The following is a 26,344-nucleotide window of genomic DNA, read 5'->3' as shown; positions in this document are numbered from 1 at the left end:
GACAACGCGATGTCAGCGCAGTGGCGTGCTCCGCGGCCCATCAACAGCCAGATCGGCGACGAGTTGCCGGGCCGCCCTGTCTGCACGACCGACACATGCGGGTACCCCCACACCGTCGAAAGTGGCCCCGGCGAGCACCAGACCCGGTGGACGACTGCGGTCGACCTCTGAGACCAGGGACGCGTGCCCGGGCGCGTATCGAGGAAGTCCGCCGGGCCACCGCTGGACCACGGCGTCCCGCGGTCCGACACGCACTTCTCCCCCGCCGGCCAGAGCGATGACCGTTGCAAGATCCGCCACAGCCCAGTCGATCAGCTGGTCGTCCTCGATCCTCTCGAGATCGGTGCCGTAACGACCGAACGACACCCTCACCAACACCGCGTCCGCGGCGAGGTGATTCCACTTGCGCGTACTGAAGGTGAAAGCCTTTGCGTGCACCAGTGATTCGTCACTGGCCACGAGCACCCCCGAGAGCTGTGGCAGGTCGACACCCGCCTCGAGCGCCAGCGACACCACCGCCGACCCCGACAGGTCGACCCGCGCCAGCGGCTCGGCGACCTCGGGAACGGTTGCGCACACGCGGGCCAAGACGGGGGCCGGCAACGCAGCCACCACACCGTCGTAGCGGGTGTCGTCGACCATCCAGCCGGAGCCCGCCCGGATCAGCTGTCGGATTGCCACGCCGGTATGGATGCCTGCGGCACAGCGATGGCCGAGTTCGTCGACCAGCTGGCGGTATCCCCCGGCCAAGGCGCCGAACACCGGACCAGAACCACCTGATGCGGCCAGAAGGTCGGTCACTGCCGCGGTCAGGCTGGGAGCACCGGCGTCGAGTCGCGCCGCCAGGGCGGGGACCACGGCCCGCACACCCAGGTCGTCAGCGCGCGCCGAATACACACCGCCGAGCATCGGGTCGACACTGCGATCCACGATCGACCGGCCGAATCGGTCCCCTATCAGGGCCCCGATCGACATGTCTTGTCCTGCTTGCCAGTCAAGGGGTCGCTGCGGCTCATCGGCCATGCGCGCAAGGTCGTCCGCCTCGGCAAGGTGGCGTACGGCGTCCGGACCACCGGGGATTCCCATCACCGTCGGACGGGCCATTGCCTTGAGGGTGGAACCGCTGAGGACATTGGGGCCGAGAACACCGGGATGGACGAGTGACGGGGTCAAGCCGAGTTCGTCCACCAGAGCGGCGACTTCCGGGCGGCGAACCAGGAATGCCTCGGCACCGACATCCACATGGTGTCCATCGAGTTCGGCAGTCCGCAGCGTGCCACCGAGGACGGGAGATGCCTCGAAGAGATCGATCACCGCGTCTGGCCCGAGTAGCGTCCGCAATCGGTACGCCGCGGTCAGTCCCGAGATACCGCCACCGAGCACCGCGACACGGGTCACAGCGAGTGCACCAACTCCACCACCCGGGTCAACACGGTCGGGTCGGTGGCGGGCAGAACCCCGTGACCGAGGTTGAAGATGTGGCCCAATGCCCCCGCTGCCACCGCTCGATCAGCTTCGGCGGCGATGCGGCGGACCTCTTGTTCCACCACCGGCCACGGCGCGAACAGCACGGCCGGATCGAGGTTTCCCTGAAGAGCCCGGCCGGGTCCGATCCGCCGCGCTGCATCGTCGAGCGGGATCCGCCAGTCGACCCCGACCACGTCGGCGCCGGCGGTTCCCATGTCGTGGAGCAACTCGCCGGTGCCCACCCCGAAATGGATGCGGGGAACGCCGTACGACGCCAGTTCCGCGAAGACACGCGCCGAATGGGGCCGGGCAAAGGCGTTGTAGTCGGCCACCGAGAGCGCGCCTGCCCACGAGTCGAACAACTGGAAGGCGTCCACTCCGGCATCGAGCTGGACCTTCAGGAAGGCGATCGTGATGTCGGCTAGCTTGCCGACCAGCTCGTGCCAGATGGCCGGCTGCCCGTACATCAGGGCCTTGGTGTTCTCGTAGTTGCGGCTGGGGCCGCCTTCGATCAAGTACGACGCCAGAGTGAACGGGGCGCCCGCAAAACCGATCAGTGCGGTTTCGCCGAGCTCGGCCTTCAACAGTTTCACCGCGGCCGAGACCGCACCGACCGCGTCGGGCGTCAGCAAGGGAAGAGCGCGGACATCGGCGTGCGTGCGGATGGGATGCGCGATCACCGGACCCACCCCGGAGACGATGTCGAGGTCGACCCCGGCCGCCTTGAGCGGAACCACGATGTCGCTGAACAGGATTGCCGCGTCGACACCGTGCCTGCGAACCGGCTGCATGGTGATCTCACAAACCAGTTCGGGGTCGAAGCAGGATTCGAGCATCCCGCGCCCGACCCTGATCTCCCGGTACTCGGGCAGTGAGCGGCCGGCCTGCCGCATGAACCACACCGGTCGGCGGTCGGGCTGTTGCCCACGAGCGGCCGCGACCAGCGGCGAAAGGGCGCGGGCATGTTGTTGAGTCATCACCTGACATGCTGCCATGCACTGCGCCCAGCACTCCAAGGACTACCGAATAGGGGGCCGATCAAGCCATCGGCGCGCCTACCGTCGGTCCGCCCGGCTTGGACCTACGGTCGACGGGTGACCACATCCGAAGCCTCGAGCGAGCCTGCAGTTTTCCGCAGCGCCATCGAATCGATGCATGCGGCCAAGGTGCGGTCGGAGATCGAGCTCGGCAGCATTCGCCCACCTCAGCGGCTGGCACCCTTCAGTTATGCCGTGGGCGCCGAGGTGACCCAGCCCGACGACGGCGAGATCGCCACGGACTCCGACGGCAGCGCTTTCGGCCGGCTGATCCTGCTCTACGATCCCGACGGACATGAGGCCTGGAACGGCACCATGCGGTTGGTGGCCTTCATCCAGGCAGAGGTCGAAGCGGTCCTCGCCGCCGACCCGCTGCTCCCGGAAGTCGCGTGGAGCTGGCTCACCGAGGCGCTGGCGCAACCCACCATCGAGATCACGGCCCTCGGCGGCACGGTCACCTCCACCTCATCTGTTCGGTACGGCGACATCTCCGGACCACCGCGCGCTCATCAACTGGAACTCCGCGCCTCCTGGACCGCGACCAACAGTGACCTCGACGGGCACGTCGAAGCTTTCTGCGAGGTGTTGTCGCTCGCGGCCGGGCTGCCGCCGACAGGCGTCACGCAGCTCGGCTTCACCAAAGCGTGAGCCGCGACGCCGATGACCGATCCCACGAGCACTGACCCGACGGCCCACACCGGCCCGGGCGATCAGTCACCCGGCGACCCGGATGTGGTGGACGGCGGCACCACAGACGAGCCCGACCGTCCCGAACCGATTCCGCTGACAGAACCGGCGGATGGCGTTCCGCCCGTCCTGTCCACCCCAGCCGAGTTCGCCGAAGCCGGCCGACTGCTGTCCGAGGGCACTGGTCCGGTGGCACTCGACACCGAACGCGCCTCCGGCTTCCGCTACTCGGGGCGGGCATACCTCATCCAGATCAAACGAACCGGTAGCGGATCCTTCCTCATCGATCCCATCGATCATCCTGAGGCGCTGACCCCGGTGATCGACGCACTCGACGGCCCCGAGTGGATCCTCCACGCAGCCGATCAGGACCTGCCGTGCCTGCGCGAGCTCGGATTCCGATGTGCCCGGCTCTTCGACACCGAACTGGCCGGCCGGTTGCTCGGGATCGCCCGGGTCAACCTCGCGGCAATGGTCGAGCACTTCTTGGGGCTGGGCCTGGTGAAGGGACACGGAGCGGCCGACTGGTCAAGGCGTCCTCTGCCGGCCGACTGGCTCAACTATGCCGCTCTCGACGTCGAGGTCCTGATTGAACTGCGTGACGCGGTTCAAGCCGCTCTCGTCGATGCAGGCAAGGAGACCTGGGCCGAACAAGAGTTCGCCGCCGTACTGGCCCGACCGGATCCACCGCCCCGCACCGACAGGTGGCGACGCGTTTCCCGTATCCACACCATCAAGTCGCCGCGCATCCTCGCAGCCGTCCAGCAGCTCTGGAATGCCCGCGAAGAGATCGCCCGGCGTCGCGATGTGGCTCCCGGACGCATCCTTCCCGACTCGGCCATCATCGCCGCTGCCACCGCAGACCCGAAGTCACTCGACGAACTGTACAAAGTGCCGGTGTTCGGCGGCCCTCGCCAACGTCGCCAGGCCGCCCGCTGGCTGTCGGCGCTGGATGCCGCGCGTCGACTGACCGACAAGGAACTGCCGTCGCGTCGGCCGGCAGCGGTGGGTCTACCGCCTGTCAATCGATGGGAGGGCAAGGATCCCGAGGCTGCTGCCCGGCTGGCAGGGATTCGAGCCGGCCTCACCGACCTCTCCGAACAGTTCTCGGTACCCGTGGAGAACCTGCTGCTCCCCGAGCTGGTTCGCCAGGTGTCCTGGGAGGGAATCGATCCGCCCACCGTGCAGGCCGTCGAGCAACGGCTGGCCGCGGGTGGCGCACGTCCATGGCAGATCGAGTTGACGGCACCGGTGATCAGCGAAGCACTGGGTCGGCCCCTCGAGGACGAGGATGCCGACGGGCCGTCGACCGACAACGATTGACGGCTAGCCCGTCACCGGCCGGATTCGCGTGTGCGTGAACTGTTCTCGGGACGTACGTCGTCGGTGCCCGCGAAGCCGGAGTCGAGATCGTTCTCGTCCGACGAGGACAGCTGTGGCTGCATCCGAGAGACCATGGCGGTGATCGCCCGGGCAACGTCCTGAGCCGTGAGTCCGAGCTCATCGAGCAGCTGCCCACGCGAGGCAGGCGTCAGGAACTCCTGAGCGATACCGACATCACGGACCGGCGTCGAGATCCCCTTGGCCCGAAGGTTTTCCGAGACCGATGACCCGACACCACCATGCACTCCACCGTCTTCCACGGTGATCACCAGACGGTGCTCGACGGCGAGTTCGGAAATGGACTCCGGCACCGGCAGTACCCAGCGAGGGTCGACCACCGTGGTACCGATCCCCTGCTGCGCCAGCCTGGCCGCAGTGTCCATGGCCAATGAGGCGAACGGACCCACCGCGACGATCAGGACGTCTTCGGACTCACCGCGCCCCGGCCGGTGCAGCACATCGGTGCCGTCGGCGAGTCGGTCGATCGCCCGGATGTCCTCGGGCACGGCACCTTTCGGAAAACGCAGCGCCGTGGGGCCGTCGTTGATGTCGAGCGCTTCGGCGAGTTCCTCACGCAGCCGCACCGAATCGCGGGGCGCTGCGACCCTCATGCCCGGCACGATGGACATCAGGGACAGGTCCCACATCCCGTTGTGGCTGGGGCCATCGGGCCCGGTGACGCCGGCGCGGTCGAGCACGAGTGTCACCGGCTGTCCGAGCAGGGCAACGTCCATCAGCAACTGGTCGAACGCGCGGTTGAGAAACGTCGAGTAGATGGCGACAACCGGGTGCATCCCACCGAGCGCAAGTCCCGCCGCCGAGGTGAGGGCATGCTGTTCGGCGATGCCCACGTCGAACATCCGGTCCGGGAAACGCTCTCCGAAAGCGGCCAGCCCGGTGGGCCCGGCCATCGCTGCGGTGATGGCGACGATGTCACGACGCTGACCCCCGGCCTCGACCAGGGCAGCCGAGAAGACCGACGTCCAGTCCGGGGCCGACACCGAGGTCGCCTTGCCGGTGGCCGGATCGATGATCCCGGTGGAGTGCATCTGGTCCGCGATGTCGTTCTCGGCGTGGTGATAACCCATGCCCTTGCGGGTCACGGTGTGGACGATGACCGGTCCGCCGAACGCCTTCGCCTGGCGCAGAGCGTTTTCGAGCGCGTCCTGGTCATGGCCGTCGACCGGCCCGACGTATTTGAGGCCGAGATCGGTGAACATGGCCTGGGGTGTGAGCGCATCTTTGATACCGGTCTTGAGACCGTGCAGAGCGGAGTACGCGAGTTGCCCGAAAAGCGGCAGACGCAACACCGCGCGCCGGCCTTCGTCGAGGACCCGCTCGTATGCGGGCTGTAGCCGCAGTCCGGACAGATGTTGGGCGAATCCGCCGATGGTTGGCGCGTACGAACGACCGTTGTCGTTGACGATGATCACCATCTTGCGATCGCCGGCGGCGATGTTGTTCAGTGCTTCCCAGCACATCCCCCCGGTGAGCGCACCATCTCCGACGATCGGCACGACGTGCCGGTCCTGACCGGTCAGTGCAAACGCCTTGGACAGCCCGTCTGCGTACGACAATGCCGCGGACGCGTGCGATGACTCGATCCAGTCGTGCTCGCTCTCGGCTCGCTCCTGGTAACCGGTGAGCCCGCCACGCTGACGCAGGGTGTCGAAGGCACCTTTGCGACCGGTGACGATCTTGTGCACGTAACACTGATGACCGGTGTCGAAGAGCAGTGCGTCCTGGGGCGAGTCGAACACCCGGTGCAGCGCCAAGGTCAGCTCGACGACTCCGAGATTCGGTCCGAGGTGGCCGCCGGTCGCCGACACCTTCGCGATGAGGAACTGCCGGATGTCCTGAGCCAGTTCCTGGGTCTGCTCCAAGGAGAGCTCGCGCAGGTCGGCGGGTGAATTGACCGAATCCAGCACGCTCATCCCAGGTCCTTTCATGGCAATGGGCAACGGCGAGATGTTCGAGACCGTCGCTGCGCCGCCGGGCTGTGGCGGCGCGTGGTCACCCAGTCTACGGACGTATGCCGCTGCGGGCTCGTACCGCAGCCGACTGTGGCGAGGACCGCAGTAGCGCGATCGCTTCGATGTGGTGGGTCAGTGGGAACGCGTCGAAACCGCGCAACCAGTGCACCTCGTAGCCGCCGCGTCGATAGTCCGCCAGGTCACGGGCGAAGGTTGCCGGGTCGCAGCCGACAGCGATGATCGCCGAGGGCGCTGCGGCGACGATCTTGTCCACCACTTCCCTGCCCGCGCCCGCGCGTGGCGGGTCGGCGACGACAACGGTCGGGGCGGGCAGATCTGCCACGGTCCGGGTCACGCTGGAGTGGTGGAAGTGCACGCGCGGGTCGTCGGCGAACGTCTCGGATCCCGCAGCGACCGCCTGTGAGTCCGTCTCCACGACATGGACGGTCACCACCGCACGGGTGCTGTCGCACTCGTCGAGGATCGCGCCGGCCAGTGTTCCGGCTCCCCCGTACAGATCCCAGGCGACCACGGACGGACCCAGGTCGGCCTGCCGGAGCAGCTCTCGGACCGTGTTCGCGTACCCGGCTGCCGCCAGCCGGTGGGCCTGCCAGAAGCCAGACACCGGCAAGAGCCACGTCCGGTTCCCGACCGTGCGCTGAACCGATCCGGTGCCCGAGACGATTTCCTCGATCCGCGGCGCGGCACGTTTCGAGCGTGACCGCTGCGCCTGACCGCGTCGGTCGTTTGCCCGGGTCCGCCGCTTCGCCGGCCGCCCGCGTTCTGCCTCCGGTGGCGCGATCTGCGAGATGTGCCGCTGTTCGTCGTCACCGATCGTGATGACCAGCTCGGCCCCCGGTGTCAGGCCGGTGTACTCGTCGAGCCCACCGAGCATGCCGGTGACCGGCTGCGCACAGTCGAGTCGTGGGACCACCGCATGCGATCCGAAGGCCGCCAGGCCGGGCCTGCCGTCGTCGTCGACGAACAGCCGTTGCCTGATTCGCCATCCTGTCTCCGGTTCGGATCCGGCATGCGGGTCGAGCGAGGTGACCTCGCCTTCCCAGGTGACCCCGCCCATCCTGGACAGCAATTCGGTGAGCACGGACGACTTCAGCTCGCGCGCATGGCTTCCGGTGGTATGGGACAGATCACAGCATCCGGCGCCGCCACCGGGGGCTCCCGCCGGGCAGGCCGGGTCGATGCGGTGATCGGACGGGGTGAGGATGTCCACCACCTCGGCGCGACAGTACCCTTTGCCACGATCCTCAGTGACCTGGACCCGCAACCGTTCCCCCGGCAGCGCGTGCCGGACGAAGACAACCCTGCCCTCATGGCGGCCGACACAGACGCCCCCGTGACCCAGCCGGTCAACGGTTATATCGAATTCTGTTCCCAGCCAACCGATGTCGTGGCCTTCTCTACTCTCGGGGCCGCTCACTCGGGCCCCCGTCCGGTGCGTTCTCCGGGTGTGGAGCCGACGCCGCGCCGGGTGTCGCCCGGGGCAATGTAGACCCGGTCGCGTTTACGGCGGTCGGACGAGCTGAGCTGCCACGGAACCGACGTCACCATCACACCCGGCTCGAACAGCAGACGACCCTTCAGGCGCAGTGCCGACTGGTTGTGCAAGATCTGCTCCCACCAATGTCCCACCACGTACTCCGGGATGAACACCGTCACCACATCGCGCGGTGACTCACGCCGCAGTCGGCGCACATACTCGATGACCGGCCGGGTGACCTCTCGATACGGCGAGGCGATCACCTTGAGCGGCACGGTGATGTCGCTGTCTTCCCACTGCGCCACCAGTTTCCGGGTGTCGCGATCGTCGACGTTCACGGTGACGGCTTCGAGGGTGTCCGGACGGGTGGCCCTGGCAAACGCTATCGCCCGGCGGGTCGGCAGGTGCAGCGTGGACACGAGCACGATCGAATGGGTGCGGCTCGGCAACACCGCCTCGTAGTCGGAATTGTCCAATTCGGCCTGCACCGAGGCGTAGTGCCGGTGGATCAGCTTCATCAGGCCGAAGATCGCGACCATCGCCACGATGGCGATCCATGCTCCGGCAAGGAATTTCGTCACCAGCACGATCATCAGGACCGAGCCGGTCATCACCAGACCGATGCTGTTGATCACCCGCGAGCGCAGCATCCGCGACCTCGCGCTGGGATCCTTCTCTGTCTTGAGGTGCCGCGTCCAGTGCCGGACCATGCCGATCTGGCTGAGGGTGAACGACACGAACACCCCGACGATGTAGAGCTGGATCAATGCGGTCACCTCAGCGCCGAAGGCGACAACAAACGCGATCGCCGCAGCAGCGAGAAAGAGGATTCCGTTCGAGAAGGCAAGCCGGTCACCACGGGTGTGGAGCTGTCGCGGGAGGTAGCGATCCTGCGCCAGAACCGAACCGAGCACCGGGAAACCGTTGAACGCCGTGTTCGCTGCGAGTACCAGGATCAGTGCGGTGACGATGGTCACGAAGTAGAAGCCGGGTGTGAATCCGCCGAACACGGCGTGTCCGATCTGCGCGATCAAGGACTTCTGCTCGTATCCGTCGGGGGCGCCGATGAGGTCTTTCGCCGGATCCGATACGTACTTCACACCGATCTGCTTGGCCAGCAGGATCATGCCCATCAACAGGACGATGGAGATGCCGCCGAGCAGCAGCAGGGTGGTGGCCGCATTGCGGGACTTGGGCTTCTTGAAAGCGGGTACCCCGTTGCTGATCGCCTCCACCCCGGTCAGCGCCGCACAGCCCGACGAGAACGCCCTGGCGATGAGGAACACGAACGCGATACCGACGAGGTGACTCTGCTCGGCCTTGATCTCGTAGCCTGCGGTCTCGGCGGTGAGATCATCACCGAACACGAGGACCCGCAGGAAACCCCAGCCGAGCATCGCCACCATCCCGAAGATGAAGGCGTAGGTGGGAATTGCGAACGCAGTGCCCGATTCTCGGAGTCCGCGCAGGTTGATCGACGTCAGCAGAACGATCGCCACCACGCAGAACCACACCTTGTGGTCCTGGACCAGTGGGATGGCCGAACCGATGTTCTCGGCCGCCGATGCGATGGACACGGCCACCGTCAAGACATAGTCGACCAGCAGTGCGCTACCGACCGTCAGACCGGCAGTGGGGCCGAGGTTGGTCGTCGCCACCTCGTAGTCGCCGCCGCCGGAGGGATAGGCGTGGACGTTCTGCCGGTAGCTGGCGACCACCACGACCATCACCAAGGCGACGGCGAGACCGATCCAGGGTGTGTACGTATAAGCCGACAGACCCGCGACCGAGAGGACGAGGAAGATCTCCTGCGGGGCGTAGGCCACCGATGACATGGCATCGGAGGCGAAGACCGGGAGGGCGATCCGCTTGGGCAGCAAGGTGTGCCCGAGTTTGTCGCTCCTGAAAGGACGTCCCAGCAGCAGCCGTTTGGCTGCGGTGGAGGTCTTCGACACCGTGGACACCAAGCAAACAATAGGGCCTGTGCTGCCGTATAGCTACGGCGGTCACGGTAGCGTTCGGGAGAGTGAGTGGACGCGGCCGAGCCGAGCTCGGAGCAACAGTTCACTCAGGTGATGTGAGCGAGGAGTTCTCATGCATGTTGTGGTGATGGGATGCGGTCGCGTGGGCGCGTCCATTGCCCAGGAACTGCAAGGTTCCGGGCACGATGTCTCGATCATCGACCGCGACGCCACAGCGTTTCGGCGACTTCCCGAGGATTTCGGCGGAACCAAGGTCAAGGGCGTCGGATTCGATCAGGAAGTGTTGCGCCGCGCAGGAATCGCCGAAGCCGACGCCTTCGCGGCGGTCTCCTCCGGTGACAACTCCAACATCATCGCCGCACGCGTCGCCCGCGAGACCTTCAATGTGCCCAAGGTCGTCGCCCGGATCTACGACGCCAAGCGCGCCGCGGTCTACGAACGGCTGGGCATTCCCACCGTGGCGACGGTGCCGTGGACCACTGACCGGTTCATCTCCGCGCTGGGCAGTGGCAGTGCTGACGATGTCGCCTGGACCGAACCGTCGGGCGAGGTCGCGATCGTCCAGCTCACCGTGCACGAATCGTGGGTGGGAACCTCGGTGACCCTGTTCCAGGAGAACACCGGGTCCCGGGTCAGTTTCATCAACCGACTGGGCAGGCCCGTGTTACCCAGCGCGAAATCGGTTCTCCAGCAGGATGATCAGGTGTTCGTCGCGGCCCTCACCGACAACCTCGAGGCAGTGCGCACAGTTGCCGCCGGCGTGGCCCCGGAGTTCGACTGAGTTCTGCCCGCATCACCCACCCAGTCACGAACGAGGTCTTTCGACCACAGCCCGTAGGAGAAATCATGAAGGTCGCGATCGCCGGAGCCGGCGCGGTAGGCCGTTCCATCGCACGGGAGCTGATCGCCAACGCCCACGACGTCACGTTGCTCGAGCGCAATCCTGAGCACATCGACGAGGAATCGGTACCGGGGGCACAGTGGGTCGGCGGCGATGCGTGTGAGTTGGACAACCTCGAGCGGGTTCAGCTGCAGCGGTTCGACGTGGTGATCGCGGCCACCGGAGATGACAAGGCCAACCTGGTGGTCAGCCTGCTCGCGAAAACCGAGTTCGCGGTCCACCGTGTGGTTGCCCGGGTCAACGATCCCCGCAACGAGTGGTTGTTCGACGAGGACTGGGGCGTGGATGTGGCCGTCTCCACGCCGCGGATGCTCGCCTCACTGGTCGAGGAAGCGGTATCGGTGGGTGATCTGGTCCGGCTCATGACCTTCCGGCAAGGGCAGGCCAATCTCGTCGAGATGACGCTTCCCGACAACACACCCTTGGCGGGCAAGCCCGTGAAAAAGCTGCGACTCCCCCGCGACGCCGCTCTGGTCACGATCCTGCGGGGCGGACGCGTGATCGTGCCGCTCGCCGACGACGCCGTGGAAGGCGGCGACGAGCTGATCTTCATCGTGCCCGCCGAGGCCGAAGGTCAGTTGCGCGCAGCGATCATCGAGCCGGCGGGGCCTGCCCGCTAGCCCCGTCCGGCTGCTCCGGGGCGTTGTCCTCGGACACACCGTCGACGACGCGCGTGCCGGTGCCACGGAAAGTGACTTCGTCCGGGCCCGGTCCGGCTGCGACGGCGTCCTGATCCACAGACTCTTCCTTGTGTGCCCACCGGACCAAGAAGAACGTGGCAACAACCGCAGCCGCAGTCAGCGGCCACCCCATCCCGATCCGTGCGATCGCGAGAGCGCCGGTTTCATCGTGGTCGTAGAGGAATGATTGCACCAGGTAGCGCACACCGAAGAGGGCTGCCCAGATGGCGGTCGCGATGTCGTAGGCGATCAACGTGCGCCGATGACGACGCCAGTCGGTTCCGTTGCCGTTCAACGTGTTCCAGATCACGCCAACCAGGGGCCACCGGACGATGATGGAGACCACGAAGACACCGGCGTAGAGCAGTGTCGTCCAGATGCCGAAGAGGAAGAACCCCTTCGCATTGCCCGTGCGGTGGGCGATGAACGCGCACACCGCCACGCCGATCACACCGGAGATAGCCGGCTGAATGGGTTCACGCCGCACCAGCCGGACCAGGAAGATGACCAGCGCCGTGGCCAGGGCGGCGTAAATGGCCACCGTCAGATTCCACAGCGAATTGGCCGGGACGAACACGAGGATCGGCACCGACGAGTAGATCAGCCCCGAGACGCCGCCCATCTGCTCCAGCAGCGTCAGCGTGGGAGCGTCGGCCATGTCGGCGTCACCCGGGATGTCGTTGGGCGACACCCGCTCATCGCCATCTGGCTGCTGCCGATGAGCGCTGCCGTCAGCTCTCACCGAGCAACTCGTAGTACGGGTTGAACATCACCTTGTTGCCGTCGTGCTCACCGATTCGGCCGCGCACCGTCAACGTCCGCCCGGGTTCGATGCCGGGGATGCGATTGCGGCCGATGAACTTCAGGGTCACCACGTCGGTTCCGTCGAAGAACTCGGCAACGATCCCGGTCTTCATGGCCTTCGAACAGGTCTGGACGGAGCGCAGCTCACCTTGCATGGTCACCTCGTCGCCTGCCGAACAATCGCAGGCGCGCTGTGCACCTGCTTGTTGCGACTGCTGCGAGATGTCCTCGGCATCGAGTTGATCGATGTCTTCGGTGAGCCTGCGGGTGAGGCGTTTGAGATATCCGCCTGCGGTCATTGCGCTTATGCACCCTTCGGGGACAATCGGGCTGGTGGGCACGGGGCTGTGCCTCCGCCAGAGTAGACCCCCGCACACCCGACTTCCACCCTCCACGGGAAGATCAACAGATGCGCAGTTCAGAGGGGTCGCGAACGGCCCCTACACGTACCGATCCGGTGGTCGTGGCGCTGCCCGGGACGGGGTCGGATGCCGACTACGCCAGACGCGCGTTCGGGTCCACAGGACTGCCGGTCGTCGCGGTGGATCCGGACGGGACCGGCCTGGTCCGGGGCTACGAGCGCGCGCTGGATCGTGCCGCCGCAGACCACACCCAGGTGATTGCGGCGGGCATCTCCATCGGTGCGTGCGTAGCGGTGCAGTGGGCGTTGTCGCATCCGGCCGCGTGCGCCGGGGTGCTCGCGGCCCTGCCCCCGTGGATCGGTTCTCCGCGCACGGCGCCTGCTGCGCACAGCGCAGCCTGGACCGCGGCGTTGATCCGCACCCACGGGTTGGAGGAGACGATCCGACAGATGTCCGCAGGCAGTCCGGCCTGGCTCTCCGCCGAGTTGGACAGATCCTGGCGGGCCGCCGGCCCGCACCTGGTGTCACAACTGGACGAGGCCGCCAACTATGTCGCCCCGACCGCGGAAATGATTGCGGGACTGCGGGTTCCACTGTCGATCGTTGCGGTGTCCGACGACCCGGTGCACCCGGCAGACGTTGCGAAGGCGTGGCACGACGCCGCCGACAGCTCGGTGTCGACCGAGATCTCGATGGCCCGATGGGGTGCGGACCCGGCGCTCCTGGGCCGCCTCGCGATCCACGGCTGGCGCGACCTCACGGCCGCGCCCGGCTAGCGCTTGGGCTGATTGCGGAGCTGCTGCATGGCCGAACCGCGAGACACCGGACCCGGTTCGACCTCCGGTTCGGCCGGGGCGGGCGGCTCCGATTCGGCGGCGACGGCTTCGGCGCCGCCCTGCACCATCACGTTCGCCTGCGCAGACTGGGCCTGGGCACCCGTGTCGGGTACGGCACCCGGAACATTCTGCTGACCGGCCGCCATCTGCTGCTGTGCGGCCGCGACCTGCTCGGCCAGCACGGGCGGCAGCACGATCGCCAGCGGGGTTCGGGGTGGATGCGGTTCGTCGCCGCGGCGGACGACCGTTTCACTGACCACAGCCCGGGCCACCTTCGACAGGCTTTCCGCACTGGCGGTCGGCGCACTGGCAACACAGCGGATCATCCAGCGCGGACCGTCGACGCCGATGAAACGATGAATGCCGCCGGGCACGGTGGCGACCACCTCACGCCCCCAGAAGCCGGTCTCGATGCTGGTCTCTGCTCCCTCGGCACGCAGGGACTCGGTCAGCTCGCCGACGACCTCGCGCCACTGCCCGCTCGATTTCGGCGCGGCGAAGGCTGCCACGGTGATCCGCCCGTGGGGCGTCACCAGATACACGGCCTGGGGCTGATGGTCGGCGGTCATCTCCACGGTGACCTGACCGCCCTCGACCACGGGCACGAGTACCGAGCCCAGATCGAGATGCGAGTTCTCGAAGCCGGCATCTGCGGCCAGATCGCCTATGTCGTAAGGGCCTTCACCGCTACCGATGACCTTCGGTTCGACATCGGGCTCAGATGCCGCACCGCGGGCGCGGCGGCCACGCCCGATTCCTTTGTCCCGTGCCATGGTTCAGACTCCCTTCGGCTGCGAGGCCCCCAACATCGCGTGGCCCCCACTCGATCCGTATCCGCCTGCGCCCCTGCTTGTCTCGTCCAGTTCGTCGACCTCGACGAAGTCGAGCAGCTCGACCTTCTGGACCAGCAGCTGAGCGATCCGGTCGCCCCTGGCGATCGTGATCGCATCGTGCGGATCCAGATTGATCAGGCACACCTTGATCTCACCGCGATATCCCGAGTCGACAGTTCCCGGTGTGTTGACGATCGACAGTCCCGCGCGGGCGGCCAGGCCCGAGCGCGGGTGGATCAGTCCCACCGTGCCCATCGGCAACGCTATCGAGATGCCGGTCGGCACCAAGGCGCGATGACCGGGTTCGAGCACCACGTCGATCGTGCTCGAGAGGTCCACACCCGCATCACCCGGATGGGCCCGCGTGGGTAGATCGATGCCCGGATCGAGACGCCTGACGGCGACGAACGGTGCGTCGGCGGGGGTGCTGCCAGCGTTGGTTGCCACACCGGAAGACTACGCTGGGGACGTGCCACCTCTTCCATCACCCGACCCTGCCGGTGACGCTGCCGGCACCCGCCCGACCCCATCCGAGGGGACCCATGACGAGCGGCTGCGCGTACCTGCCTGGTGGTGGCTGTTGGGCGTCGCGTTGATCGCATTGCTCGGGTACGAGGTGCAACTGGCCTTGCATCAGAGCTCGCTGAGCTGGATCGCATACGCGGTCCTCACCCCGCTGGTCTTCTGGGGTCTGTGGTCGATGGGCCGCACACGCATACGGGTGGCCGACGGTGAATTGTGGGCCCACAATGCCCATCTGCCCATCGAGGTGATCGACCGGGCCGCCGTGATCCCCGCCGCTGCGAAGAGTGCCGCACTGGGCCGGCAGCTCGATCCGGCCGCATTCCTGGTTCACAAGTTCTGGGTGAAGACGATGGTCTTGTTGGTTCTCGACGACCCCGACGACCCCACGCCCTACTGGCTCGTCAGTACGCGACACCCCGAAAAGCTGGTGGCCGCGCTGGGATTACCAGACGCGGCCACCGAAGCCTCGGACCCGGGGTAGTCGAACCCGCCGGCGATCATCGCCGTCCGCCACACCGTGGTAACGGACGGCGTTGTGTCAAGCGCAGTCGACGCAGATACGCGAGTTACCGTTCTCGGTCGCGAGTCGGCTGCGGTGGTACACGAGGAAGCAGCTGGTGCAGGTGAACTCGTCCGCCTGCTTCGGGATGACCCGCACCGAGAGTTCTTCACCCGACAGGTCGGCCCCGGGGAGTTCGAACGACTCGGCGGTGTCGCCTTCGTCGATGTCGACGGAGGCGGCTTGCGCCTCACTCCGCCGCGCTTTCAGTTCTTCGAGGGAGTCCTCGGATACCTCGTCGGATTCAGTGCGCCTCGGCGCATCGTAATCAGTTGCCATCATTCCGCCTTAAAATAGAAGCGCCTGCGACTTTCAGGTTCCCGATGTGTGCAGGTTCCAAAAGTCCCAACAAGCCGCGTACTTCCCCATCTGCAAAGTTCCGCGACGATGCCCCTTGGACAACGAGCCATCGATCAGTATTCGTTGCCGAACAGGAGCATGATTTCTGTGATTTTCGCCACAGTTGGTGGATAGCCTCTTTTTGGGCTGTCCAACCGAGGCGGCCGAAGCCTAGCCCAGCCGTTGCTCAGAGTCAACAACAACGGCCGCGCGAGAACATTCCCGTCGAAAGCCGCGTGCCGCGCTTCATGCGCGACGCGGTCCAGATCGCCTGCGTGTCCAGCTGCGCGGCGTCACGGTGTGTACCGACTACAGTTGACTCGCCCCACAACTGCGCGCGGAAGGCACCTGAGAACCCGTGGTTTCCCAGATCACCTACGGCTACCCCACCGACGATCGCGGTCGTCCCTTCCGGCGACGCCGCTACCTCCCGGCAATCATCGCCGCGGTGGTGCTTGCACTCATCGCTGCGGTGGTGTGGGCCGGTGCGCTGTCTTCGTCCGACACGCAGGCGACCCCGACCGATTGTCCGCAACCTCAGTCCCCATCGGCTGCTCCCGAAGGGCCCACACCCGTGGTGGGTACACCGGCCGCCACCGACGAGATGCTGCAGGTTCCGCCCGCCGCGTTGAGCAGTTTTCAGATCCGGGTCCTCAACGCGACGGACGAACAGGGCATGGCGCAGACCATCCTCGACGACCTCACCGCACTCGGATTCCAGGCCGCGCCGGAAAATGCCTACGGAGACGATCCCCTCTATCCGGATCGCAATCTCGATTGTTTCGGGCAGATCCGGTTCGGCGAAGGCGGCAAGGCCGCCGCTGCGGCACTGTGGATCGCAGCGCCGTGCACGCAGCTGATCAACGACGGGCGCCCAGGAACCGACGTCGACCTCGCACTCGGCAACCACTACGGCGAGAGTGAACAGAATCAGGACGCGCTCGCCGTCCTCGACACGCTGCGGGTGGCCAATCCTCAGGACCCGAACACCGGAGCCGACCCTGCAGTGGTGGCAGCGGTGCACGACTCCCCCTGCTGATCACCGACCGCCCGCTGTTGGCCGTAGACCGGATCTAGTCCGGGATCGGCTCCAGGGCACCCAGCCGCGCCAGCAATCCGCCCAATTCGTCGGCGATACCCGGAGCCATGGCCAGGGTGACGTTGCCCGCTGCGCTCCGTGAGGTGGCGTCGGGGATCGTCACCACGGCGCCCGCCTCTTCGGCGATCAGCGATCCGGCCGCCCAATCCCACGGGCTCAGGCCGTGTTCGAAATGTGCGTCCACCGCCCCGCTGGCCACCATGCAGAGATCGAGTGCGGCCGAACCGATCCTGCGGACGTCGCGGATGTGTGGCAGCAATGCGGAGATCAACTCGCCCTGGACCCGTCTACGCGCCGATCCGTAGCCGAAACCGGTGGCCACCAGAGCGAGCCCGACCTTGTCGATGGGGTTCGTCCGGAGCCGGACGGGACCCGAGCCATCGTCCGAATACGCGCCCTCGCCACGAGTGGCGGAGTAGGTGGTGCCGCGGACGACGTCGACAACAGCTCCGGCGACCGTGCGCCCGTTCACCTGAGCGCCCACCGAGACCGAGTACGCGGGAATGCCGTAGAGGAAGTTGACCGTGCCGTCGATGGGGTCGATGACCCACCGGACACCGGAAGGAACCTCGACCGAGCCACCCTCTTCTTCACCGAGCACGGCATCGCCCGGACGCAGCGACGCGAGCAGCCCGCGGACCAGGCTCTCGGACTCGGTGTCGACGATCGTGACCGGATCGGTGTCAGTACTCTTTGTCGACACCGATTGCGGTGCATCGGTTTTCGTGACACCAGACCCGAAGACCTCGGGCCTTCGGGTGCGCACGTGCTGTGCTGCCTGTTCGGCAACCTGGATCGCCACCGCGGTCAGGTCGGCCGGCTCGAGTTCCGCCATTGCTACATGTGAGCACACCCCTGGCCGAAACGACGGGGCGACCCGGTGAACCGAACGCGAACAGATCCGCCCGACGTCGCGCAGAACCCTTGCGTGCTGACTAGCCTGAACAACGGCGGGCCGGTTGGTGTCACCGCCGTGTCGAGCCGAAGGAGCCGTTCTCGTGTCCAGTGAACCCGGGGTGTCCACCGAGTCGTTACCAGAGTCGAACAAGCTGGGGTTCGGCGTCGATGTCGGCGGATCGGGGATCAAGGGCGGGATCGTCGATCTGACCACCGGACAGCTGGTCGGCGATCGATTCAAGGTCTTGACCCCGCAGCCGGCCACCCCTGAGGCCGTTGCCGGCGGCATCCGCGAAGTCGTCGGGCACTTCGATTGGAAGGGCCCCGTCGGCGTCACCCTGCCCTGCGTGATCACCGGAGGCGTCGCACGCACGGCCGCCAACGTCGACAAGGGCTGGATCGGCACGGACGTCTACAAGCTGCTCGGCGCCGAACTGGGTGACCGACAGCTGTCGGTGCTCAACGACGCCGACGCGGCCGGCATGGCCGAAGACCGGTACGGCGCGGGCAAGGACTACAAGGGCGTGGTGATGCTGTTGACGTTCGGTACCGGCATCGGCTCGGCGATCATGTTCGGCGGCACGCTCATCCCGAACACCGAACTCGGCCACATGGAGGTCGGTGGCAAAGAGGCCGAACACCGGGCGTCGTCGAAGGTGAAGGAAGACAACGACCTGTCCTACTCCAAGTGGGCCGAGGAGGTGTCCGTCGTGCTGTCGGCGTACGAGGCACTGTTCTGGCCCGAGGTCTTCATCGCGGGCGGCGGGATCAGCCGAAAGGCGCACAAATGGATTCCTCATCTGACCAACCAGACACCCGTTGTACCGGCCACTTTGCAGAACACCGCCGGGATTGTGGGCGCCGCTATGGCGGTGGAGGCGGGGTTGCGACCCTAGGTGCCGTTACAATGGCATTCGACTGGCTGTACGCCGGTTCCCCCCAAGCCCCCAGCTTCGCCGAGTGACATCTCGGCGGGACACCGTCTCCGCGGCGAAACCCACCGGTTTCGGTGTCACGGAGATAGCCCGAAAGGTCGTACGTGGCAGCCACGAAAACCCGCCAAACCGAACCGGATACCGAGCAGTCGGAATCGGAGTCGGTGACCGCGTCGCGGGCGCGCAAGGCACCCGCAAAGAAAGCAGCCGCCAAGAAGACAGCCGCCAAGAAGGCCCCGGCGAAAAAAGCCCCGGCCAAGAAGGCAGGCGCAAAGCGCGCGACCAAGAAGGTCGACGGCGCGCCTGATGGCGACATCATCGAAGGCGACGGTCTCGAACCGGATCCCTCGATCGATGACATCGACGTACCCGAGGGCGAACTGACCGACGACGATGTCGTGGTCGTGGTCGACGACGACACTGTCGAGGCCGGAGTCGTCGCACCGGGTAAGGGCAAGGCCAAGAAGGCCGACGAGGATGTCGAAGAACCGTCCGAGACCGACAAGGCCTCCGGTGACTTCGTGTGGGACGAAGACGAGTCCGAGGCATTGCGGCAGGCCCGCAAGGACGCCGAGCTCACCGCGTCCGCCGACTCGGTCCGCGCGTACCTCAAGCAGATCGGCAAGGTTGCTCTCCTCAACGCCGAAGAGGAGGTCGAACTCGCCAAGCGCATCGAGGCCGGCCTGTTCGCCACCGAACGCATGCGGCGGATCACCGAGTCCGGAGAAAAACTCACCGTCGCCCAGCGTCGCGATCTGTCGTGGATCTCACGCGACGGTGGCCGCGCCAAGAACCACCTGCTCGAGGCCAACCTCCGTCTCGTGGTCTCCCTGGCCAAGCGGTACACAGGCCGCGGAATGGCATTCCTGGACCTGATCCAGGAGGGCAACCTCGGTCTCATCCGTGCGGTGGAGAAGTTCGACTACACCAAGGGCTACAAGTTCTCGACGTACGCCACGTGGTGGATCCGTCAGGCGATCACCCGGGCCATGGCCGACCAGGCGCGCACCATCCGCATCCCGGTCCACATGGTCGAGGTCATCAACAAGCTCGGGCGCATCCAGCGCGAACTCCTGCAGGACCTGGGTCGTGAACCCACTCCTGAAGAGCTCGCCAAGGAGATGGACATCACGCCCGAGAAGGTGCTGGAGATCCAGCAGTACGCGCGCGAGCCCATCTCGCTCGATCAGACCATCGGCGACGAAGGTGACAGCCAGCTCGGTGACTTCATCGAGGATTCCGAAGCGGTCGTGGCCGTGGACGCGGTGTCGTTCACCTTGCTGCAGGACCAGCTCCAATCGGTGCTCGAGACACTGTCCGAGCGCGAAGCCGGTGTTGTCCGCCTGCGATTCGGCCTGACCGACGGGCAGCCACGCACCCTGGACGAGATCGGCCAGGTCTACGGGGTCACGCGCGAGCGCATCCGCCAGATCGAGTCGAAGACCATGTCGAAGCTGCGCCACCCGTCACGGTCGCAGGTTCTGCGCGACTACCTCGACTAGGGACCGATCGCCCGCATCATCCAGGCGATGAGTTCATTGCGTACTTGCGTACGGTTCGTCTCGTTCAGGATCTCGTGCCGGGCGCCGGGGAACACCCGGACGGTGACGTCGATGAGCCCGGCAGACCGGTAATGGGCTGCCAACTGATCGACCAGTGCTCCCCCGCCACCGACCGGATCCTGATCACCCACCGCGATCAGGATCGGTAGGTCGCGGCGCATCATTCGGACGAGCGCGGGATCGGCAAGTCTGCGGGCCCCGGTGAACATCTCACGGGTTGCCTTTGCATCGATGCCGAAACCGCACAGCGGGTCGGCGACGTAGTCATCGACGATGTCGGTGTCCCTCGACAGCCAGTCGAAGTCGGTTCGTGCCGGGGCGAAGGGTGCGTTGAACATCGACAGGTCCAATTCGCTGTCGAAGTCGAGTGCGGGTTCGAGGGCGTCCAGGGCCGCTGTCCCGCTCAGCACCACGGCGTCAACGTCGTCGCTGTGCTCGAGTAGGTGCTGCTGCGTGGCGAATGACCCCATGCTGTGAGCGATCACCACCAGAGGCAACTCCGGAAACTCGTTCTTCGCCACATCGATCAGTCGCCCCACGTCGGCCACCAGGGCATTCCAGCCGTCTGGCCCGAGATCGCCAGGGAGGCGGCCGGGAAGTACCGACGAACCGTGCCCGCGATGGTCGTAGCCGACCACGGCGAAGCCGTCAGCGGTCAATGCGTGGGCGGTGTCCTCGTACCGGCGAACGTGCTCACCCATGCCGTGTACCAGCAACACGGTTGCCACCGGCTTTCCGGCAGGCTCCCACCGCAAGCCGGACAACACTGCGCCGTGGACCGAATCGACAACGAATTCAGACGGCATCTCGGATCCTTCCGGCCGGGTTTTCTGCGCTCGCGTCGAGAGCGCACGTCAGCAGTCTGAATGATCATCGGGGGTAAATCCGGGTTTCTGCGAGGCCCGGCGCCCTCTGCTGTGCTTCCATATCCGCATGTTCGGTGTGTTGAGCCCATGCGTGGCGCATTTGGATGAAGAGTTGGGCGCGCAGTGGCGTGCGCACTTGTGTGGTGTGTGTCTGGCGTTGAGGTCTTCTCACGGACAGTTGTCACGGTTGACGACCAATACCGATGCGGTGGTGGTGTCGGTTCTCGTTGATGCGCAGCGTGAGTCGGCGCCGGAGCTGGTGTCGGCAGGTCGGTGTGCGTTGCGGGGTATGCGTGGGGCGCAGGTGGTCTCGGCGAGTGATGTCAGCGTGCGGTTGGGGGCGACGGCGTCGCTGACGTTGGCCTCGGCGAAAGCTGCTGATGTGGTGGCGGAGCGGGCGGCGGGGGTGGCGTCGCCATCCGCGGTGCGGGCCGAGGGTGCACGGTGGGCGGAGCCGCGGCTGCGGTCTCGGGCATTGGCGGATGCGCCGGTGTCGGCTGCGATGGGTGGTGGGGAGTTGTTGACGCAGCTGGGTGCTCAGGCGCAGGTGGAGTCGGGGTCGGTGTCGTTGGTGGAGATCACCGAGAATGCAGCGTCCGCTGGTGCCGCAGTCTTCGCGGCGACGGCGGAATTGGCGGGGGTGCCGGGCAACCGGGAGGTGTTGGCGGGCATCGGTCGCGATTTCGGACGGTGTGCTCATTTGCTGGATGCGGTGGAGGATCTCGAGCGTGATCGAGCAGGTGGGGACTTCAATCCGTTGATCGCAACGGGAACCACTGTGGAGTTCGCGCGGACAGAGTGCGTGCGGTTGGTGGATGCGATCAGGGTGGCGCTTGACGGGGTGCGGTTGCGCGATGACCGGTTGCTGCGGATGTTGTTGATCGGTGGATTGAACCGTGCGCTGGTACGCGTCTTCGGTCCTGGTCCCGATGCCGTGTTCACCAGCCCCGGACAGCGTCGTCAGCCGCAACTGCCGCCGTTCTACAAGCGGGTCCTGCCGTGGATGGGCGTGTACTGCACCGGCTACGCCTGCTGCGCGGACCACACCAATCCGTGTAACGGACGCCGGCACCAAGCCGCATGCAACGGGTGCGACTGCTGCAACGTCTGTGATTGCTGCGACTGCTGATCAACCGGCCCGGACATCGGCCAACGACCAGAGCGGTCCGACAAGTAGCCAGACAACCGTGATCACCCCCAGCGTGGGGAAGACGCCGTACAAGCCACGTGCCTGATCACCGTCCGCTACGGTCCAGGCCAGCAGGAGAACCGCGGCGATAGACACGGCGGCAGCACAGATCCACCGTCCGAACATCTCCACCTCGTGCCGAAAGGCGTTCCTGCCCTTTGATTGTCGGGCCAGAGGCGGCGGCCCGTCGGCAAACCAGTGCGCGAACCTGACATCGGCCCACCTGATCAGGTGATGGGCGAACGCTACGGTCACCCCCAGGTATATACCGGCAAGGCGATGCACCGTCTCGACCTCGCTCCCCCGCTGCAAGTCCACTGCGACCGCACCGAGCAGAACCACGTCGAGCAGGGGCAGCAGAGCCAGCACGATGATCGAGGCACGTTGTCGGTGCAGGAGATATCGAACCGCCAGTGCACCGAAGACGACCACCCAGAAACCCACTTCACAACCGACGATCACACCGAGAACAGGCGATTCCATACCGACGAGTCTCGGTCGGTGGCCGCACCCGACACATCGGCCACGAGATCGAGAAAGAGTCATCACTTGGGACGACGACCGCTGTCAGCCGATGTGTTGTCATGGTGGGGTGCAAGGAGGCGCCGCGATGACAAAGCTCACCATCGACCCGGACCGCCGGCGCGATGTCGCAGTGGCCGTGGCATTTTTCGTTCTGGGCATCGCGCTGTACGTCGGCGACCTGCGCTACTTCTTCGGCGGTGAGCCACTTGTCTCTGTCGTCCCGGAGTGGGTCCCCTACGTCGCACTTGCCCTTGCGTGCGCTTTCCAATCGCTGCGGTCGACCCGCCCGGACATCGCTCTCGGCGGATGCCTGGCCGTCATGGTGGTCGATGCGTTCGCCGGCCCCACGATCGCGGTGTGGATCGTGTACTCCGATGTCGTCTACTCCGTCGCGAGGTACGGTTCCGCCCAGACCCGGCGGGCCATGTTGCTGGCGAACTGGCTGATCGCCGCGGTCGCCCTGACCACGGCGATCGCGGGTTCCGGTGACTGGCGGGTCGCCTTGATGGTCATGCTGCTGGTGACCGCACTGATCGCCTCCCCAGCCTCCTACGGCCACGCGATCAGGCAACATCAGATCGCAGCCGACAGCGAACGCGCCAGGGCTCAGGCGACCGAGGAACTGGCCGTCCGGGAACAGGAGGCCGCGATCGCCCAGGAACGCCGACAGCTGGCGCGCGATCTCCACGACGTGATCGCGGGCCACTTGTCGGGCATCGCACTACAGACAGCAGCAGCCCTCGAGACCACCGACTCGGCAACCCGCGAGACGGTGCTGCGTACTGTGCGGGCAAGCAGCGTCGACGCACTCGGCGAGATGCGCACGATGATCGAATTGCTTTCCGGGAGCGACGATGTCGATCCCCCGGCCACCGCGACCATGGCCCGGGTGGACCGGTTGATCGACGCCGCACGGGCCGCCGGCTCTCCCGTGCGGACGACGATCGTCCACTCACGCCTGGCCCCGGCCACCGACATCGCCGCCTTCCGCATCATCCAGCAGGCCATCACCAACGCAACGGTCCACAGTCCCGGCAGCGCCATCGAGATCGATGTGCAGCAAGATGATTCGTCTCTGACGATCGCGGTGACGAACCCGATACCAGACGGAACCACGGCAGCCCTGCCGGACGCCGGCCACGGCATCACGAACATGAGATTGCGCGCGTCGTCGGTGGGCGGCGTGCTCGAAGTGTCTGTCTCACAAGGACGATGGCGAGTGTCCGCGCAGTTGCCGGCCATTGTCCTCCACACCACCGCCGGCATATCGACCACGTCGGCAGGGTCCCGATGATCCGGGTCGTGATCGCGGACGACCATGCCGCCATCCGCGCGGGGCTCCGCCTCATGCTCGACGGCGTGAACGACATCGAGGTCGTCGGCGAGGCCGTCGACGGAGATGACGCCGTCCGGCTCGTCGCAGAACTCCACCCAGACGTGGTGCTGATGGACATCCGCATGCCGGGCACCGACGGGATCGCGGCCACCGCTCTCATCGGCGCCACCCACGACGCCAACGTGCTGATCCTCACCACCTTCGACATCGACGACTATCTCTTCGCGGCGCTGCGCGCCGGAGCGGCCGGGTTCATGCTCAAGACCGCCACCGCAACAGAACTGGTGTCGGCCGTCACGGCGGTGGCGCGCGGGGACGCTGCCCTTGCCCCCGAAGTGACTCGCCGGGTCATCGAACGGTTCACCGACCACCCGTCGCCGCGGCCGCCGGCCGAACCCGATCGTGTCGTGGCTCGCGGGCTGGCCGAGCTGACCGAACGCGAACGCGACGTGTTGGCGGCACTGGGACGCGGACTGTCGAACGCGCAGATCGCCTCGGAGTTGTTCATCGGAGAGACGACGGTCAAGACTCACGTGTCACGGGTACTGACCAAACTCGGGCTCCAGTCCCGTGTGCAGGCCGCGATCATCGCCCGCGAACACGGTGTCGTCAGACCCGACGGCACGCGTTGACCACTTCAGACCCGGCGGTCAGTTGAGTTGTGGATATCGACCGGAGTCATCCATCTCGTACCGTTCCACTCCGATGACCGCGCTTGTCGGCAGAGTGTCGTAGAGATGCGGGAACTGCATTCCGTCATCACTCGGCGGGTCACCGGCTTCCCACACGATCTCGCCGCCCACGCGTTGCGGATCGATGCTCAACAGAACGAGATCGGAATGATCTCGGTAGAGCAGATTGGCCGGGATGTGGACTTGGGTGCGTTCAGAGAGGTGCACGAACCCCTGCTGCGTCAGCGACTCCGGTTCCAGGACGCCACTCGTACGCGCCTCGAGCCAGTCGGATATCGAGCACAGATGAACCAGGTGGACGCCGTCACTCACCCTTACCAGCCTGCCGCATCACCCGGTACCTGCGCCAGAGTCAATTTCGGACGATCGCGCCGTGAAGACGATCGCGGCGACCACCAGCACCATTCCGCACATCTCGGTCCACGAAGGCACCTGTGCCAACGCGATGGCACCCACCACCGTCGCGGTCAGTGGCAGCAGTGCGAGCAGCAAGGCGAACTGGGACCGGCCGAGCCGGGCTAGCACCACCTGGTCGAGCAGATACGGCACGGCGCTCGACAACACGCCGACCGCGACCCCGAGCGCCAGGACCCGCCAGCTCCAGCGTTCTCCGGGCGAGATGGTCGTCGTGATGCCTATCACCACCGGGGCGCAGATGGCCCCGGCGACGCTGAGACCGATGGCCAGGTCGTCGATCCCGTTGCGCCACGCCGGGCCGGCCGGCGCAGACTCGGCATGTACGTTCCCCGTCGACACCATCTTGCCGACCACGATGTAGCCGGCCCACAATCCGGCGGCCACCAGGGCGAACAGCACCCCGAGCGGCGCACCGGAGAAACTCGCCCCGCTGAGCAGGACGACGCCCACCAGCACCAACACCACCGCAACGCCGTCCGACATCTTCCGCGAACCCGCTGCTGCCACGACGATCGGCCCGAGGAACTCGATCGCGACGGCCACCCCCAGGTCGATATGGTCGATCGCCAGGTAGAAGGCCATGTTCATACCCATGGTGATCAGCCCGAAAGCAGCTGCGATCGCGAGTCGGCGAGGTGGATAGGAGCCCTGCCCCCTCGGCCATCGCCGCCCTGCGATCGGCCACCACAGAGCCAACAGCACGAACCCTGCGGCGGTGGCCCGAAGCCAGGCCACCGCTGCCGGGTTGAGCTGGGAGAACAGCGGCACCGCAACCGATGCGCCGACGTACTGGCACACCGCCCCGATGATGAAGAGCAGAGGTAGATTGGCGGAGATCCGTTCCGACCGAGAGGGATCGACACGGCTGCTCATGGGCTCACTGTAGGCATGACGACCGCGGTGATGACCCGGCGAGGTGGCTGTACTGGGATGCATTTCATAGGCCCGCGATACACAGAT

At 66.2% G+C, this 26,344-nt stretch carries 27 protein-coding genes; 12 read left to right on the top strand and 15 right to left on the bottom strand.

Annotated features, from left to right (window positions below):
• Window positions 1–12: 12 nt before the first annotated feature.
• Together hemG and hemE are read right to left on the bottom strand one after the other, a co-directional pair.
• The gene (gene hemG, locus WIMU1_RS13375; RefSeq protein ID WP_062797938.1) at window positions 13–1,398 is read right to left on the bottom strand and encodes a protoporphyrinogen oxidase; all 1,386 of its coding nucleotides are present in this window, start codon (window positions 1,396–1,398) and stop codon (window positions 13–15) included.
• A complete protein-coding gene (gene hemE / locus WIMU1_RS13370) occupies window positions 1,395–2,444 on the bottom strand; it encodes a uroporphyrinogen decarboxylase (protein ID WP_062797937.1) in 1,050 nt (349 codons plus the stop codon). Before hemE ends, hemG begins: the two co-directional genes overlap by 4 nt.
• 117 nt (window positions 2,445–2,561) lie before the next feature.
• Here hemE and WIMU1_RS13365 point away from each other — a divergent pair, with 117 nt between their 5' ends.
• The gene (locus WIMU1_RS13365) at window positions 2,562–3,152 is read left to right on the top strand and encodes a DUF3000 domain-containing protein (RefSeq protein ID WP_030163311.1); all 591 of its coding nucleotides are present in this window, start codon (window positions 2,562–2,564) and stop codon (window positions 3,150–3,152) included.
• Between the two features lie 12 nt (window positions 3,153–3,164).
• Window positions 3,165–4,514, top strand: coding sequence for an HRDC domain-containing protein (locus tag WIMU1_RS13360; RefSeq protein WP_084248241.1), 1,350 nt, complete (start codon window positions 3,165–3,167; stop codon window positions 4,512–4,514).
• An 11-nt stretch (window positions 4,515–4,525) separates the two neighbouring features.
• Here WIMU1_RS13360 and dxs read toward each other — a convergent pair whose 3' ends face one another.
• From dxs to WIMU1_RS13345, 3 genes are all read right to left on the bottom strand, one after another.
• Window positions 4,526–6,508, bottom strand: coding sequence for a 1-deoxy-D-xylulose-5-phosphate synthase (dxs, locus tag WIMU1_RS13355; protein WP_062797935.1), 1,983 nt, complete (start codon window positions 6,506–6,508; stop codon window positions 4,526–4,528).
• A gap of 88 nt (window positions 6,509–6,596) precedes the next feature.
• A complete protein-coding gene (locus WIMU1_RS13350) occupies window positions 6,597–7,985 on the bottom strand; it encodes a class I SAM-dependent RNA methyltransferase (protein WP_062797933.1) in 1,389 nt (462 codons plus the stop codon).
• Complete coding sequence (locus tag WIMU1_RS13345; protein ID WP_174548733.1) at window positions 7,982–10,009, bottom strand: APC family permease; 2,028 nt, start codon at window positions 10,007–10,009, stop codon at window positions 7,982–7,984. Before WIMU1_RS13345 ends, WIMU1_RS13350 begins: the two co-directional genes overlap by 4 nt.
• A 130-nt stretch (window positions 10,010–10,139) precedes the next feature.
• Here WIMU1_RS13345 and WIMU1_RS13340 point away from each other — a divergent pair, with 130 nt between their 5' ends.
• Window positions 10,140–10,808 carry a potassium channel family protein gene (locus WIMU1_RS13340; protein WP_023959586.1) on the top strand — a complete coding sequence of 223 codons (669 nt, stop codon included), beginning with the start codon at window positions 10,140–10,142 and terminating at the stop codon, window positions 10,806–10,808.
• Window positions 10,809–10,873: 65 nt separating this feature from the next.
• Entirely contained in the window at window positions 10,874–11,548 is a 675-nt protein-coding gene (locus WIMU1_RS13335; protein ID WP_030163327.1) for a potassium channel family protein, read from the top strand.
• On the opposite strand, the gene WIMU1_RS13330 is transcribed toward WIMU1_RS13335, so the two are convergent.
• Both WIMU1_RS13330 and WIMU1_RS13325 read right to left on the bottom strand, forming a co-directional pair.
• Window positions 11,520–12,266 (bottom strand): DUF3159 domain-containing protein, encoded by a 747-nt coding sequence (locus WIMU1_RS13330; protein ID WP_084248287.1) that lies wholly within the window; start codon window positions 12,264–12,266, stop codon window positions 11,520–11,522. The genes WIMU1_RS13335 and WIMU1_RS13330 overlap by 29 nt on opposite strands.
• 73 nt (window positions 12,267–12,339) lie before the next feature.
• Window positions 12,340–12,711 carry an OB-fold nucleic acid binding domain-containing protein gene (locus WIMU1_RS13325; RefSeq protein ID WP_023959592.1) on the bottom strand — a complete coding sequence of 124 codons (372 nt, stop codon included), beginning with the start codon at window positions 12,709–12,711 and terminating at the stop codon, window positions 12,340–12,342.
• Between the two features lie 110 nt (window positions 12,712–12,821).
• Between WIMU1_RS13325 and WIMU1_RS13320 the strand changes: the two genes are divergently transcribed.
• The gene (locus WIMU1_RS13320; RefSeq protein ID WP_062797929.1) at window positions 12,822–13,550 is read left to right on the top strand and encodes an alpha/beta fold hydrolase; all 729 of its coding nucleotides are present in this window, start codon (window positions 12,822–12,824) and stop codon (window positions 13,548–13,550) included.
• On the opposite strand, the gene WIMU1_RS13315 is transcribed toward WIMU1_RS13320, so the two are convergent.
• Both WIMU1_RS13315 and dut read right to left on the bottom strand, forming a co-directional pair.
• On the bottom strand, window positions 13,547–14,383 hold the full coding sequence (locus WIMU1_RS13315; protein WP_023959596.1) for a DUF3710 domain-containing protein: 837 nt from the start codon (window positions 14,381–14,383) through the stop codon (window positions 13,547–13,549). The genes WIMU1_RS13320 and WIMU1_RS13315 overlap by 4 nt on opposite strands.
• Before the next feature lie 3 nt (window positions 14,384–14,386).
• Window positions 14,387–14,890: a dUTP diphosphatase gene (dut, locus tag WIMU1_RS13310; RefSeq protein WP_062797927.1), complete on the bottom strand. Its 504-nt coding sequence runs from the start codon at window positions 14,888–14,890 to the stop codon at window positions 14,387–14,389.
• 22 nt (window positions 14,891–14,912) lie between these two features.
• Between dut and WIMU1_RS13305 the strand changes: the two genes are divergently transcribed.
• On the top strand, window positions 14,913–15,449 hold the full coding sequence (locus WIMU1_RS13305) for a DUF3093 domain-containing protein (RefSeq protein ID WP_243404316.1): 537 nt from the start codon (window positions 14,913–14,915) through the stop codon (window positions 15,447–15,449).
• 57 nt (window positions 15,450–15,506) lie between these two features.
• Here WIMU1_RS13305 and WIMU1_RS13300 read toward each other — a convergent pair whose 3' ends face one another.
• Window positions 15,507–15,806: a DUF4193 domain-containing protein gene (locus WIMU1_RS13300; RefSeq protein ID WP_030163338.1), complete on the bottom strand. Its 300-nt coding sequence runs from the start codon at window positions 15,804–15,806 to the stop codon at window positions 15,507–15,509.
• Between the two features lie 418 nt (window positions 15,807–16,224).
• Between WIMU1_RS13300 and cei the strand changes: the two genes are divergently transcribed.
• Complete coding sequence (gene cei / locus WIMU1_RS13295) at window positions 16,225–16,905, top strand: envelope integrity protein Cei (RefSeq protein ID WP_062797926.1); 681 nt, start codon at window positions 16,225–16,227, stop codon at window positions 16,903–16,905.
• 34 nt (window positions 16,906–16,939) lie between these two features.
• Here the strand turns inward: cei and WIMU1_RS13290 are convergent, their stop codons facing one another.
• Window positions 16,940–17,800, bottom strand: a complete 861-nt coding sequence (locus tag WIMU1_RS13290) for an inositol monophosphatase family protein (RefSeq protein WP_062797924.1) — start codon at window positions 17,798–17,800, stop codon at window positions 16,940–16,942.
• Between the two features lie 163 nt (window positions 17,801–17,963).
• On the opposite strand from WIMU1_RS13290, the gene ppgK reads away from it, so the two are divergent.
• Window positions 17,964–18,758 (top strand): polyphosphate--glucose phosphotransferase, encoded by a 795-nt coding sequence (gene ppgK / locus WIMU1_RS13285; RefSeq protein ID WP_030163340.1) that lies wholly within the window; start codon window positions 17,964–17,966, stop codon window positions 18,756–18,758.
• 143 nt (window positions 18,759–18,901) lie between these two features.
• Window positions 18,902–20,299 (top strand): RNA polymerase sigma factor, encoded by a 1,398-nt coding sequence (locus WIMU1_RS13280; protein ID WP_023959608.1) that lies wholly within the window; start codon window positions 18,902–18,904, stop codon window positions 20,297–20,299.
• Here WIMU1_RS13280 and WIMU1_RS13275 read toward each other — a convergent pair.
• Window positions 20,296–21,165, bottom strand: a complete 870-nt coding sequence (locus tag WIMU1_RS13275) for an alpha/beta hydrolase (RefSeq protein ID WP_062797922.1) — start codon at window positions 21,163–21,165, stop codon at window positions 20,296–20,298. The two genes, WIMU1_RS13280 and WIMU1_RS13275, sit on opposite strands and share 4 nt — an antisense overlap.
• Before the next feature lie 127 nt (window positions 21,166–21,292).
• Between WIMU1_RS13275 and WIMU1_RS13270 the strand changes: the two genes are divergently transcribed.
• Complete coding sequence (locus WIMU1_RS13270) at window positions 21,293–22,354, top strand: DUF5685 family protein (protein WP_062797920.1); 1,062 nt, start codon at window positions 21,293–21,295, stop codon at window positions 22,352–22,354.
• On the opposite strand, the gene WIMU1_RS13265 is transcribed toward WIMU1_RS13270, so the two are convergent.
• On the bottom strand, window positions 22,355–22,897 hold the full coding sequence (locus WIMU1_RS13265; protein WP_062797918.1) for a hypothetical protein: 543 nt from the start codon (window positions 22,895–22,897) through the stop codon (window positions 22,355–22,357).
• 127 nt (window positions 22,898–23,024) lie between these two features.
• Between WIMU1_RS13265 and WIMU1_RS13260 the strand changes: the two genes are divergently transcribed.
• A complete protein-coding gene (locus tag WIMU1_RS13260; RefSeq protein WP_062797917.1) occupies window positions 23,025–24,233 on the top strand; it encodes a sensor histidine kinase in 1,209 nt (402 codons plus the stop codon).
• Window positions 24,230–24,907, top strand: coding sequence for a response regulator (locus WIMU1_RS13255; RefSeq protein WP_062797915.1), 678 nt, complete (start codon window positions 24,230–24,232; stop codon window positions 24,905–24,907). The genes WIMU1_RS13260 and WIMU1_RS13255 overlap by 4 nt, the downstream gene beginning before the upstream one ends.
• A gap of 18 nt (window positions 24,908–24,925) precedes the next feature.
• On the opposite strand, the gene WIMU1_RS13250 is transcribed toward WIMU1_RS13255, so the two are convergent.
• Window positions 24,926–25,279, bottom strand: coding sequence for a DUF952 domain-containing protein (locus WIMU1_RS13250; protein ID WP_062797913.1), 354 nt, complete (start codon window positions 25,277–25,279; stop codon window positions 24,926–24,928).
• A gap of 18 nt (window positions 25,280–25,297) precedes the next feature.
• Window positions 25,298–26,257: an EamA family transporter gene (locus WIMU1_RS13245; RefSeq protein WP_084248238.1), complete on the bottom strand. Its 960-nt coding sequence runs from the start codon at window positions 26,255–26,257 to the stop codon at window positions 25,298–25,300.
• Window positions 26,258–26,344: the final 87 nt, after the last annotated feature.

The organism is Williamsia muralis NBRC 105860, assembly GCF_001598915.1.
GTDB lineage: Bacteria > Actinomycetota > Actinomycetes > Mycobacteriales > Mycobacteriaceae > Williamsia > Williamsia muralis.
This window is presented reverse-complemented; position numbering and strand designations above follow the sequence as displayed.

What these genes read in the sequence shown, in the direction of transcription:
- hemE (WP_062797937.1), bottom strand. Translation starts at nt 2,444, where the DNA reads ATGACTCAACAACATGCCCGCGCCCTTTCGCCGCTGGTCGCGGCCGCT.
- WIMU1_RS13360 (WP_084248241.1), top strand. Translation starts at nt 3,165, where the DNA reads ATGACCGATCCCACGAGCACTGACCCGACGGCCCACACCGGCCCGGGC.
- dxs (WP_062797935.1), bottom strand. Translation starts at nt 6,508, where the DNA reads ATGAGCGTGCTGGATTCGGTCAATTCACCCGCCGACCTGCGCGAGCTC.
- WIMU1_RS13340 (WP_023959586.1), top strand. Translation starts at nt 10,140, where the DNA reads ATGCATGTTGTGGTGATGGGATGCGGTCGCGTGGGCGCGTCCATTGCC.
- WIMU1_RS13335 (WP_030163327.1), top strand. Translation starts at nt 10,874, where the DNA reads ATGAAGGTCGCGATCGCCGGAGCCGGCGCGGTAGGCCGTTCCATCGCA.
- WIMU1_RS13330 (WP_084248287.1), bottom strand. Translation starts at nt 12,266, where the DNA reads ATGGCCGACGCTCCCACGCTGACGCTGCTGGAGCAGATGGGCGGCGTC.
- WIMU1_RS13325 (WP_023959592.1), bottom strand. Translation starts at nt 12,711, where the DNA reads ATGACCGCAGGCGGATATCTCAAACGCCTCACCCGCAGGCTCACCGAA.
- WIMU1_RS13320 (WP_062797929.1), top strand. Translation starts at nt 12,822, where the DNA reads ATGCGCAGTTCAGAGGGGTCGCGAACGGCCCCTACACGTACCGATCCG.
- WIMU1_RS13315 (WP_023959596.1), bottom strand. Translation starts at nt 14,383, where the DNA reads ATGGCACGGGACAAAGGAATCGGGCGTGGCCGCCGCGCCCGCGGTGCG.
- WIMU1_RS13300 (WP_030163338.1), bottom strand. Translation starts at nt 15,806, where the DNA reads ATGGCAACTGATTACGATGCGCCGAGGCGCACTGAATCCGACGAGGTA.
- WIMU1_RS13290 (WP_062797924.1), bottom strand. Translation starts at nt 17,800, where the DNA reads ATGGCGGAACTCGAGCCGGCCGACCTGACCGCGGTGGCGATCCAGGTT.
- WIMU1_RS13275 (WP_062797922.1), bottom strand. Translation starts at nt 21,165, where the DNA reads ATGCCGTCTGAATTCGTTGTCGATTCGGTCCACGGCGCAGTGTTGTCC.
- WIMU1_RS13270 (WP_062797920.1), top strand. Translation starts at nt 21,293, where the DNA reads ATGTTCGGTGTGTTGAGCCCATGCGTGGCGCATTTGGATGAAGAGTTG.
- WIMU1_RS13265 (WP_062797918.1), bottom strand. Translation starts at nt 22,897, where the DNA reads ATGGAATCGCCTGTTCTCGGTGTGATCGTCGGTTGTGAAGTGGGTTTC.
- WIMU1_RS13260 (WP_062797917.1), top strand. Translation starts at nt 23,025, where the DNA reads ATGACAAAGCTCACCATCGACCCGGACCGCCGGCGCGATGTCGCAGTG.
- WIMU1_RS13255 (WP_062797915.1), top strand. Translation starts at nt 24,230, where the DNA reads ATGATCCGGGTCGTGATCGCGGACGACCATGCCGCCATCCGCGCGGGG.
- WIMU1_RS13245 (WP_084248238.1), bottom strand. Translation starts at nt 26,257, where the DNA reads ATGAGCAGCCGTGTCGATCCCTCTCGGTCGGAACGGATCTCCGCCAAT.